The organism is Azospirillum melinis (assembly GCF_013340935.1).
GTDB lineage: Bacteria > Pseudomonadota > Alphaproteobacteria > Azospirillales > Azospirillaceae > Azospirillum > Azospirillum melinis.
In genome coordinates, this window is record NZ_WHOS01000059.1 from 34,094 (window position 1) to 44,802 (window position 10,709).

9 protein-coding genes are annotated in these 10,709 nt (G+C 68.1%); 4 read left to right on the top strand and 5 right to left on the bottom strand.

What is annotated here, in order from left to right; translation table 11 throughout:
- Window positions 1-232 precede the first annotated feature (232 nt).
- Both GBZ48_RS29070 and GBZ48_RS29075 read right to left on the bottom strand, forming a co-directional pair.
- Window positions 233-868, bottom strand: coding sequence for a LysE family translocator (locus GBZ48_RS29070; RefSeq protein WP_174474205.1), 636 nt, complete (start codon window positions 866-868; stop codon window positions 233-235).
- A 138-nt stretch (window positions 869-1,006) separates the two neighbouring features.
- Window positions 1,007-3,019 carry a hypothetical protein gene (locus tag GBZ48_RS29075; protein ID WP_246307539.1) on the bottom strand — a complete coding sequence of 671 codons (2,013 nt, stop codon included), beginning with the start codon at window positions 3,017-3,019 and terminating at the stop codon, window positions 1,007-1,009.
- 521 nt (window positions 3,020-3,540) lie between these two features.
- On the opposite strand from GBZ48_RS29075, the gene GBZ48_RS29080 reads away from it, so the two are divergent.
- A complete protein-coding gene (locus GBZ48_RS29080; protein WP_343049713.1) occupies window positions 3,541-4,215 on the top strand; it encodes a DUF1194 domain-containing protein in 675 nt (224 codons plus the stop codon).
- Between the two features lie 31 nt (window positions 4,216-4,246).
- On the opposite strand, the gene GBZ48_RS29085 is transcribed toward GBZ48_RS29080, so the two are convergent.
- On the bottom strand, window positions 4,247-4,435 hold the full coding sequence (locus tag GBZ48_RS29085) for a hypothetical protein (protein ID WP_246307540.1): 189 nt from the start codon (window positions 4,433-4,435) through the stop codon (window positions 4,247-4,249).
- Window positions 4,436-4,695: 260 nt separating this feature from the next.
- On the opposite strand from GBZ48_RS29085, the gene GBZ48_RS29090 reads away from it, so the two are divergent.
- From GBZ48_RS29090 to eat, 3 genes are all read left to right on the top strand, one after another.
- A complete protein-coding gene (locus tag GBZ48_RS29090) occupies window positions 4,696-6,087 on the top strand; it encodes an ethanolamine ammonia-lyase subunit EutB (protein ID WP_174474209.1) in 1,392 nt (463 codons plus the stop codon).
- Complete coding sequence (gene eutC / locus GBZ48_RS29095; protein WP_174474210.1) at window positions 6,087-6,851, top strand: ethanolamine ammonia-lyase subunit EutC; 765 nt, start codon at window positions 6,087-6,089, stop codon at window positions 6,849-6,851. Before GBZ48_RS29090 ends, eutC begins: the two co-directional genes overlap by 1 nt.
- An 88-nt stretch (window positions 6,852-6,939) precedes the next feature.
- Window positions 6,940-8,325, top strand: coding sequence for an ethanolamine permease (eat, locus tag GBZ48_RS29100; RefSeq protein WP_425486025.1), 1,386 nt, complete (start codon window positions 6,940-6,942; stop codon window positions 8,323-8,325).
- 72 nt (window positions 8,326-8,397) lie between these two features.
- Here eat and GBZ48_RS29105 read toward each other — a convergent pair whose 3' ends face one another.
- The gene (locus GBZ48_RS29105) at window positions 8,398-9,624 is read right to left on the bottom strand and encodes a polyhydroxyalkanoate depolymerase (RefSeq protein WP_174474212.1); all 1,227 of its coding nucleotides are present in this window, start codon (window positions 9,622-9,624) and stop codon (window positions 8,398-8,400) included.
- Window positions 9,625-9,877: 253 nt separating this feature from the next.
- Window positions 9,878-10,576 (bottom strand): endonuclease/exonuclease/phosphatase family protein, encoded by a 699-nt coding sequence (locus tag GBZ48_RS29110; RefSeq protein ID WP_246307541.1) that lies wholly within the window; start codon window positions 10,574-10,576, stop codon window positions 9,878-9,880.
- Window positions 10,577-10,709: the final 133 nt, after the last annotated feature.

The window sequence follows — 10,709 nt, forward strand, 5'->3', positions numbered from 1 at the left end:
TGTGAAATTTTTGTAACCGGGGCTGTGCTCTATTGCTGACAATGCATATTGCTGCATAGGGCTATTCCCGTGGCGCATGGCTACCATTCAGCATTGGTAATACCAGTTCGTGTGCGCCGCAGCATATTCTGCCCTTGCCCATTCTCGGGGCGTTTCCTCCCTAAACTATAGGGCCGCGCGATTGCGCGGCCCTTTTCTTTTTCGGGGTCTTTTCCGGGAAAAGCCGGGTGGGTCAGACCCGGCGGGCGAGCGCCAGCAGGCCACCGGCGCCGATCATCAGCCCCCCGGTCAGGCGGTTCAGCGATCTGGCCGCCGACACCGTGGTCAGCTTCGCCGCCAGACGGTCGCCGCCGGTGGCATAGGCCATGATCCAGCCGAACTCGATCACCACCATGGTGGCGACCAGCGCCACCAGCTGTGGCGCCAGCGGAGCGGCGGCGTCGATGAATTGTGGGAACAGCGCGCCCATGAAAACCAGCGCCTTCGGGTTGCTGAAGGCGACCAGCGCGCCGCGGAGGAACAGGCGGACGGGCGTCCCTTCTCCCGATGTGGCCGCAGCGGCATCGCGCTCGCCCGGCTGTTCGACCGGCGCCCGCCACGCAGCGATCCCAAGCCAGGTCAGATAGGCGACACCGGCCCAGCGCACGATCTCGAAGGCGAGGACGGAGGTGGAGAGCAGGGCGCCCAGCCCGAAGGCCGACAGCGCCGCCATCACTGCCAGCGCCGCGCACATGCCGGCACCGCCCCAGGCGGCCCGGCGTGCGCCGAACCGCAGGCCGAGGCTCATCGCCAGCAGCATGTTCGGGCCCGGCGTCATGGAGATCACGAAGGCGGTGGCGAAGAAAAAGGCGAGCGTCTGCCACGTCATGGCGGGGAACCTCGATACCAGAGGGATGCCGGGGGGAGAGCGACAATCGGCCACATCACAGCAACATGCGTCCGGTTCCGCCGCAAGCGGCGGCGGCGAAACACAGCCATGCTTCCGGAACCGGCTTTCTGATGCGGCTCAGTGCGACGCCGTCCGGACCTGCCAGGCACGGAATGCGAGGTTCGCCGAATCCTGGTCGGGCCGCTTGTAGGAGGCGAAGCGGCGGTCGCGGATGCGGCCGCGCGCCTCCTTCCACACCGCGTTCCAGTCGATGGCGCCGTCGGCCAGCAGCCGCTCCTCCATGATGCCCAGCAGGGCCTCGTTGACCGTCGACACGCCGATGTTCTGGGTCGCCAGAACCAACGCGTCCGGCGCGCGTTCCAAGGTCGAGCGCAGGCGCGTGTGTCCGCCGCAGGAGCCCCAGAAGACCAGCGCCGTGGCCGGCGCGATCTCCGTCATGGTGGCGTCCTCGTGATAGCTGTGGCCGCGATGGATGACGATGGACGGGGCCAGCCCCTCGCGCGCCATCCAGTCCCAGGCGGCGGCGCGCCCGGCATCTCCGGCGCCGGGGATGTCGGCGACGATGACGATGCGGCGCCCATTGCGTTCCGGGCTGATGGCGACGGCGAAGCCGGACTGGCCGTGCAGCGCCCAGCCCTTCGCGCGGTGCTGGCGCAGGAAGCCGCGGAAGGATGCCCGGCCGTCCGGATCGTCGTAGAAGGTCATCCGCTGCACATTGATGCCGTTGCGGAACAGGCGCTGTCCGCTCAGGACCGGCAAGGCGGCCAGCGGATGGTTCTGGGAGAAGCGTTCCGCCTCGAAGGCCGGGGTGGCCGCCCGGCCGGACAGCCGTGCCGCGTGCAGGCTGCCCGCCAACCCGATCATGCTCCGGGCCGGCGTGTCGCCGGTCCCGCTGCTCCGGGCCGGCGTGTCGCCGGTCCCGTTCCGGATGGAAACTTCCTGAAGGCCGGTCTTTGCCGGCGGTTCGCCAGCGGCGCGGTAGCGGGCGGCCAGTTCGTCCTCGAGTGCGGCGCGGATGGGAGGGCTGTCGAGATCCATGGCGTCGGCCAGGGCGCCGATCACGACCGCGGTGTCGATTGCCGGCGGCTTCCCGTCAGCCGGCAGCAGAGCCCGCAGGCTTTCGCGCATCAGCTCGCGCGCGATGGCCGGGTTGGTGCCGAACAGGCTCGCCGCCCGTCCGCCGCCGACCGTCGCGACGAAGAACTCCGCCCACAATGGCCGCGTCCGTTCCTCGCGAGCGAGGTCAAGGAAACTGCGCTTCTCCAGCTTCACCTGGATCCGCAGGATGTTGACCAGCCCGTCGAGCGAGGAGGTGTAGAGCTGCGGCCCGATCCGAGCGATCAGCCCGAGCAGATCCTCCGACGACATCGCCATCGTGATGCGGAAGCGGTCGGCCGGCGGATCGTCGACCATGTCGTCGAGCAGCGCGCCGATCTTCGGCGCCATTCCCGCCGGATCGCGCGCCAGCGAGGCCGCCAATGCCTTGGCCGCATGGATTTCCAGCGCCCGGAGATCCGTCTTCGGCAGGCGTTTGCGCAGCTCGTGCCGTGTCTCGTAGAAGGGCATCCCCCCCTCCAGCGAGCGGGTCAGCAGCCCGAGGTCGAGCGCGCGGGCGATGATCTCCTCCCCGCCGGGACGGGTGCTCAACTGGTCGGCGGCTCCGACCGCATCGAAGGGCGCCTGCGGAACGGCGTCGCGCAGGGCGGCCAGCGCCGCGTCGCCGGGGAACAGGCTGGAGCAGCGGAACGCCTCGGCCGGCGACCGGCGGGCCAGTTCGGCGAAGGCCGCATCCCCGCCGAACAGGGCGTCGAGAACCGGCTGGCTCGCCGGCTCATGGTCGGCGCAGGCGGTCTGCCCGTCCGCCGGCCGGCTGTCGGAGGCCCGGCTGCTCATGATCCGCTCGTCGGCGGCCCTGGCTTCAGCCGCTTTGGCGGCTCTCGCCGCTTTCGCGGCGGCGGTTCTCGCCTCTGCGGTCTGTGGATCGACGTTCAGCGCATTGGAAGGCGTGGCAGGCGGCTTGGTGGCGACGGGCTGGGTCCGGCCCTGCGGTCTGGGCCGCTCGGGCGCCATCAGTTCCGCCGCATGGATGGGCTTGGGCGGCAACTCCGTCACCGGCTGTGCTATGCCCAAAGCCGGAAATCCGGTTGCGAGGACGGTGCAGACGGACAGCAGCAGCCGGCTGGTCCATCGCGACGGTGAAGCCGCAGCGGGAGCGGGGAGCGAACGACCAGGGAGCACGTCGATGGCTGCTTCGGAGATTGAGCGGGGAGGGCGGGCGCGCGGGATAGCACCAGTCTGACGGCGTACCCCGATAGGATTAGCCTATGCAGGCAATATCGGTTTTGTCACCCGTTACCCGCACTCCGCCTGCATATTCTTGTAATTCCGGCGGTGGAGTACCCCGCACTGGCCGTCCGACGGGATCGGAATAGCCCAGTGAAGCATGGACAGGGGCCGTTCGCGTACCAATCCTCAATCCTTCGTCCGGCGCCCAGGCCGGACCGGTGGCTGGATGGAGGGTGCGTATGCGTGCATACCGTCTCTTGGCCCACTCCTTGACGCGCGTCTTCTCTCCAACCTTCGCCCGAATACCGCTCTTCGCTTTGTTATGCCTGCTTGCATTCGTTGTACCGTCTGCCGCGCAGACGCCGGTGGACGTGGAACTGGTCTTTGCGGTCGACGTCTCCGGCAGCGTCGATCCGGACGAGGCGAAGCTTCAGCGCAACGGTTATGTCCAGGCCCTGCTGAACCCGAAGGTGCAGGCGGCGATCCGTGGCGGGCCCTTCGGCCGGATCAGCGCCACCTATGTGGAATGGGCAGGGGAAAGCCACCAGCACACCGTCGTCGGCTGGACCGAACTGAGCGATCCGGCCAGCATCGAACGCTTCGCCGCCAGCGTGGCGGAGGCGCCGATGATGACGGAGCAGTGGACCTCGATCAGCGCGGTCATCGACTACGCCGTCCCGTTGTTCGGCCACAACGGGTTCGAGGGGACGCGGCGTGTCATCGACATTTCGGGCGACGGCGAGAACAACCGTGGCCGTCCGGTGGAGGAGGCGCGCGACGCCGCGGTCGCCCGCGGCATCACCATCAACGGGCTGCCGATCCTGAACGACCGCCCCAACCCCTGGGGCGGGGCGGCGCCGAACGATCTCGAAGCCTATTACCGCGAGCATGTCATCGGCGGTCCTGGCGCCTTCCTGGTGCCCGCCCGCGACTTCGACGCCTTCGCCGACGCCATCCTCAGCAAACTGCTGCTGGAGGTGTCGGGCGTGCCGCCGACCGGGCGGGGGCAAGGGCGGGAGCGGGACTTCGCCGCCCGCTGAATAGGCGGTGACTCAGCTCACCGTCCGCCCGTCAGTTCACTGTCCGGTCGATGGCGCGGCCGGCCTTTTCCGCCGGACCCGGCGGGTCGATGGCGTCCTTGACGCTCTGGCCGGCATTGTCGAGAGACTTGCCGGCCCGCTCGGCCGGGCCTTCGTTGTGGCAGGCGGCCACGGCGACCAGCGGCAGGACCAGGGCGGCGGCGCGCAACAGCGTCAGCATCGGATTCTCCTTCACGTATGGCGCGCGGCGTCCGGTGAGGGGCGGCGCGCTGCAGTGCGGAAGGAACGCCATGGCCGGGCTTCGGGTTCGCCGGCCTAGCCGATTTCTCCGCCGACGGCCACGCCTGGGCCGGAATGCCGCCGTTCAAGCTACTCCCCCTGATCGCGCCTCCCGGTCGGCATTTTGTGTTCTACGGTCAACTGCCCGCCGCCGCACCCGTGCCACTCTTCCCTCTGTGATGAGACGGGCGGGAGGCCGGCATGGCTGGTTACCAGTGCGACCTGGGGCGGCAGCGCCACCGGTTCGACGATCTGAAGGCGGTGATGGCCTGCGCCTCGCCGCGGCGGTCGGGCGACGAACTGGCGGGCATCGCCGCCGACACCGACGAACGGCGGGTGGCGGCGCGCATGGTGCTGGCCGACCTGCCGCTGAAGATTTTCCTGAACGAGGTGCTGGTCCCGTACGAGACCGACGAGGTGACCCGCCTGATCATCGACCGCCACGACGCCGACGCCTTCCGTCCTGTGGCGCACATGACGGTCGGGCAGTTCCGCGACTGGCTGCTGTCCTATCAGGCCGACAGCGCGGCGCTGGCGGCTCTCGCCCCCGGCCTGACGCCGGAGATGGTGGCGGCGGTGTCGAAGCTGATGCGCAACCACGATCTGGTCTGCGTCGCCGCCAAATGCTCGGTCGTTACCCGTTTCCGCACCACGGTCGGGCTGCCGGGGCGGCTGTCGAGCCGCTTGCAGCCCAACCATCCGACCGACGATCCGACCGGCATCGCCGCCTCCACGCTCGACGGGCTGCTCTACGGCATCGGCGATGCGGTGATCGGCATCAACCCGGCGACCGACAATGTGCCGGCCTGCATCGCGCTGCTGGAGATGCTCGACGCCGTGCGCACCCGCTTCGACATCCCGGTTCAGTCCTGCGTGCTGGCCCACGTCACCACGACGATGCAGGCGATGGAACGCGGGGCGCCGGTCGATCTGGTGTTCCAGTCCATCGCCGGAACCGAGAAGGCCAACCGCGGCTTCGGCGTCACCCTGTCGCTGCTGGCCGAGGCGCAGGAGGCGGCCAAGTCGCTGAAGCGCGGCACCATCGGCGACAACGTCATGTATTTCGAAACGGGGCAGGGGTCCGCCCTGTCGGCGGATGCCCATTTCGGCGTCGACCAGCAGACGGTGGAAACCCGCGCCTATGCGGTCGCCCGCGCCTTCGACCCGCTGCTGGTCAACACGGTGGTCGGCTTCATCGGCCCCGAATATCTGTACGACGCCAAGCAGATCACGCGGGCCGGGCTGGAAGACCATTTCTGCGCCAAGCTGCTGGGCGTGCCGATGGGCTGCGACGTCTGCTACACCAACCATGCCGAGGCCGACCAGGACGACATGGACGTCCTGATGACGATGCTGGCGACCGCCGGCGTCAATTTCGTCATCGCGGTGCCCGGCGCCGACGACATCATGCTGAATTACCAGAGCCTGTCCTACCACGACGTGCTCGGCCTGCGGCATCTGCTGAAACGCCCGCCGGCCCCGGAGTTCGAGGCGTGGCTGGACAAGGCCGGCTGGCTCGACGAGCAGCGCCGCCTGCCGCCCTGGCCCGACCAGAGCCTCGTCGTCGCCGCCCTGCTGGGGAGTGCGGCCTGATGAGCGAGACTCCGAAAGATCCCTGGGCGCGCTTCCGTACCGCCACCCGCGCCCGCATTGCGCTCGGCCGCAGCGGCGACGCCCTGCCGACCAAGGCTCTCCTGGAGTTCCAGCTGGCCCATGCCCGCGCCCGCGACGCCGTCCATAGCGCGGTCGATTTCGACCGGCTGGCCGCCGAGCTGTCGCCGCTGGAGACCATCCGCGTCCACAGCGCCGCACCCGACCGCCCGACCTATCTGCGCCGTCCGGACCTCGGCCGCCGGCTCGACCCGGCAAGCGCCGCCGCGCTGCCGGCGGGGGAGTGGGACGTGCTGTTCGTGATCGCCGACGGGCTGTCGGCCGCCGCGGTGCAGGTCAACGCCGCTCCGCTGGTCCGGGCCTGCACGGCGCGGCTGGGGCATCTGCGCATCGGGCCGGTGGTGCTGGCGGAGCAGGCGCGGGTCGCGCTGGGCGACGAGGTGGCGTCCGCCATGGGCGCCCGGCTGGTGGCGCTGCTGGTGGGCGAGCGGCCCGGCCTGTCGGCCGCGGAATCGCTGGGGGTCTATCTGACCTGGGACCCGAAGCCCGGCCGCGCCGATTCCGAACGGAACTGCATTTCCAACATCCATTCCGACGGCCTGTCGATCCAGACGGCCGCCGACAAGCTGTGCTGGCTCGCCACCGAGGCGGCGCGGCTGAAACTGACGGGGGTCGCCCTGAAGGAGGACGCCCCGTCGCTCGCCGGTCCGGACAACGAGAAAAACCAACTGACCGACCGGTCGTGAGAGAGCGCCGCCAACGGCATCAACGCCACTGAATCCAAAGCCTTGAACAGGGGCAGGAGGCAACATGTCTGGGAACACGAAACCTGAATTGAGCAAAAGCCTGAGCGGGCTCCATCTGTGGGGCATCGCCGTCGGGCTGGTGATCTCCGGCGAATATTTCGGCTGGAGCTACGGCTGGGCGGCAGCGGGGACGCTGGGCTTCCTCGTCACCACGATCCTGATCGCGGCGATGTACACCACCTTCATCTTCAGCTTCACCGAGCTGACCACCGCGATCCCGCATGCCGGCGGTCCCTTCGCCTACAGCTACCGCGCCTTCGGGCCCAAGGGCGGCTTCATCGCCGGCTTCGCCACGCTGATCGAGTTCGTCTTCGCCCCGCCGGCCATTGCACTCGCCATCGGCGCCTACCTGAACGTGCAGTTTCCCGGGCTCGACCCGAAGACCGCGGCGGTCGGTGCCTACATCCTGTTCATGGGGCTGAACATCGCCGGCGTGTCCATCGCCGCCACCTTCGAGCTGTTCGTCACCATCCTGGCGATCATCGAGCTGGTGGTGTTCATGGGCGTCGTCTATCCCGGCTTCTCCTGGGCCAACTTCACCGCCAACGGCTGGGCGGGGTCGCCGAGCTTCAGCAAGGACGCGCTGGGCGGCATCTTCGCCGCGATCCCCTTCGCCATCTGGTTCTTCCTGGCGATCGAGGGGGCGGCGATGGCCGCCGAGGAGACCAAGGATCCCAAGCGCACCGTGCCGCGCGCCTATATCGGCGGCATCCTGACGCTGGTGGTGCTGGCCTTCGGCACGATGATCTTCGCCGGCGGCGTCGGCGACTGGAACGCCCTGTCCAACATCAACGACCCGCTGCCGCAGGCGATGAAGGCGGTGGTCGGTGAATCGAGCGGCTGGCTGCACATGCTGGTGTGGATCGGCCTGTTCGGCCTGATCGCCTCCTTCCACGGCATCATCATGGGCTATTCGCGCCAGATCTTCGCGCTGTCCCGCGCCGGCTTCCTGCCGCCGGTGCTGGCCCGCCTGCACCCGACGCGCAAGACCCCGCACTGGGCGATCCTGGCCGGCGGCGTGATCGGCATCGCCGCCATCTATTCCGACGAGCTGATCCAGATCGGCGGCCAGCCGCTGACTGCCAACATCGTCACCATGTCGGTCTTCGGCGCCATCGTCATGTACATCATGAGCATGGCCGCGCTGTTCCGCCTGCGCACCACCGAACCGGCGCTGGAGCGTCCGTTCCGCGCCCCCTTCTATCCGGTGTTCCCGGCGATCTCGCTGGTGCTGGCGGTGCTGGCCCTGGTGACGATGGTCTACTACAACACCCTGGTCTTCGGGCTGTTCGTGGCGCTGTTCGCTCTCGGCTACCTGTTCCACCTCGCCACCGCCGGCATGCGGGTCAAGGCGGGCGGCGCCGGGCTGGGGCACATGGATGCCTTCACCGAGGCGCGGAGCATGGTTGACTGAGGCGGTGGATTGAGAATTTCGACTGGTTGACGTCAGGGAAGGGGGCGCCGGTGTTCGGCGCCCCTTTCGCTTTCATTCGCCATCGTGGCTTTGGATGAAGCTGCGGATTTCCGGCAGGATGGCTTCGCGCCAGCGGCGGCCGTTGAAGATGCCGTAATGGCCGACGCCCTTCTGGAAATGCGTCTTGCGCATGTCGTCCGGCAGCGACGAGCACAGGCGCTGAGCCGCGATGGTCTGGCCGGGGGCGGAGATGTCGTCCAACTCGCCTTCCACCGTCATCACGGCGGTCTTGCGGATCGCCGACGGCTCCACCTTGCGGCCGCGCGACACCATGGTGCCTTCGGGCAGGGCGTGTTTCTGGAACACCGTCTCGATGGTCTGCAGGTAGAAGTCCGCCGACAGGTCCATCACCGACAGATATTCGTCGTAGAAGCGGCGATGCTGCTCGGCCGAATCGCCGTCGCCGCGGACGAGGTGGCGGAACAGCCCGACATGCTCGTTGATGTGGCGGTCGAGGTTCATCGACATGAAGCCCGACAGCTGGATGAAGCCCGGATAGACGCGGCGGAAGGCGCCCGGATAATAGACCGGGACCGTGGTGATCACGCTGCGCTCGAACCACTTCAGCGGGCGTTCCATCGCCAGCTTGACCGGCACCGTCGGGTTGGCCATCGGGTCGATGGGGCCGCCCATCAGTGTCATGCTGCGCGCCTGCACCGGCTCGTCCGCCGCCGCCATCAGCGACACCGCCGCCATCACCGGAACCGCCGGCTGGCACACGGCGATGACGTGGGTGTTGGGGCCCAGGAAGCGGATCAGCTCCGCCACCGTGTCGATGTAGTCGTCCAGATCGAAGCTCCCGGCCGACATCGGCACCAGCCGCGCGTCGATCCAGTCGGTGATGTAGACGTCATGGTCGCGCATCAGCGCTTCCACCGTGCCGCGCAGCAGCGTGGCGTGATGGCCCGACATCGGGGCGACCAGCAGCACCTTCGGCTGGTGCGGCGTGCCTTCCGGCTTGGCGAAGTTCAGCAGCTTGCAGAAGGGCGACTGCCAGACGAACCGTTCGGTGACCGGAATGGTCTGTCCGTCGACCACGGTCTCCGGCAGCCCGAAGGCGGGCTTGCCGAAGCGGCGGGTCGTCCGCTCCACCAGTTCGGCCCCGGCGGCGACCGCCCGGCCCAGCTTGGTGTAGGACAGGGGCATCAGCGGGTTCTGGAAGGTCTGCTGGGCGGCTTCGGCCCAGAAACGCATCGGCCGCATGGCAGCGTGTTGCATGTCGTACAGGTGATACAGCAAATCAGATCCTCACGTCACGGCTACCCCCGGGCGGCCAGGGTCGGTTAATTCCTTCGACCAGATATTGATCGTATTACCAACCATATCCTTCGTCGGGGGTCGCGTATAGGTCAAGAGCCTCTTCGCATTTGCAAAGCTCTGTTGTTGAAAGAACATTGCGGTGCACAAAAAATTATCAACCGCAACAATCCCGCTATGACCTCAGTGCGTGACTCCGTTGGTCATACTGACGTTCTGGAACGTCCATCGACGATCAGGGGACGGCGAGCACCGCACGGACCGGCAGATGGTCCGATGCCCGACGGGTGAGGACGGTGCGGATCACCTCGAAAGCGGGGATTTGCAAGCCTCCCGTCACATAGATGCGGTCGAGCCGCAGGGTCGGCATGCGGGCGTGGAAACTGCGCGGATTGGCGACGTCGACGAAGGAGGACGCCAGCTGCCGCAGCCGGGGGGAACTGGGCGTCCATTCGTTGAGATCACCCATGAACAGGGTCGGAAGCTCCGGCTGGCTCTCCACCCGCGACACTATGTCGCCGACCTGCTTGGCCCGTTCCCAAGGGTCGAGGCCGAGATGCGCGACGATCACCCGCACGGGGCGGCCCTGCACCTCCACCACCGCGTCGATGCCGCCCCGCGGCTCGCGCTTGCCGACGGACAGGTCCATCGTCTCCACCGACCGCACCGGCAGGCGGGTCAGCAGGCAGTTGCCGTAATGCGCGCGCTCGCTGTGCTTGGTCGGGCCGGCATAGGCTTTCAGCCCGGTGTTGCGTTCCAGGAAGGCGAACTGGTCCATCCCCGATTCGCCGCGGTGGTGCCAGCCGACCTCCTGCAGGCCGATCAGGTCGACGTCGAGGTCGCGGATCACCTGGGCGATGCGGTCGGGGGCGAAACGGGCATCCAGCCCGACGCAGCTGTGGATGTTCCAGGTGGCGACGCTGAGTGCGGCCATGCCGTCGGGAACGGGGAGGCTGCGGCGGTCGGCACGGCGGGGGCGAACTGGTGGAGCGGACGACCCGCCGCTTCGGCAAGCCCGCCTTCGGGCTGCCGGAGACCGTGGTCGACGGACAGACCATTCCGGTCAC

Coding starts and splice junctions, on each gene's coding strand:
- GBZ48_RS29090 (WP_174474209.1), top strand. CDS start 4,696: ATGGCTGGTTACCAGTGCGACCTGGGGCGGCAGCGCCACCGGTTCGAC.
- GBZ48_RS29110 (WP_246307541.1), bottom strand. CDS start 10,576: ATGGCCGCACTCAGCGTCGCCACCTGGAACATCCACAGCTGCGTCGGG.
- eutC (WP_174474210.1), top strand. CDS start 6,087: ATGAGCGAGACTCCGAAAGATCCCTGGGCGCGCTTCCGTACCGCCACC.
- GBZ48_RS29070 (WP_174474205.1), bottom strand. CDS start 868: ATGACGTGGCAGACGCTCGCCTTTTTCTTCGCCACCGCCTTCGTGATC.
- GBZ48_RS29085 (WP_246307540.1), bottom strand. CDS start 4,435: ATGCTGACGCTGTTGCGCGCCGCCGCCCTGGTCCTGCCGCTGGTCGCC.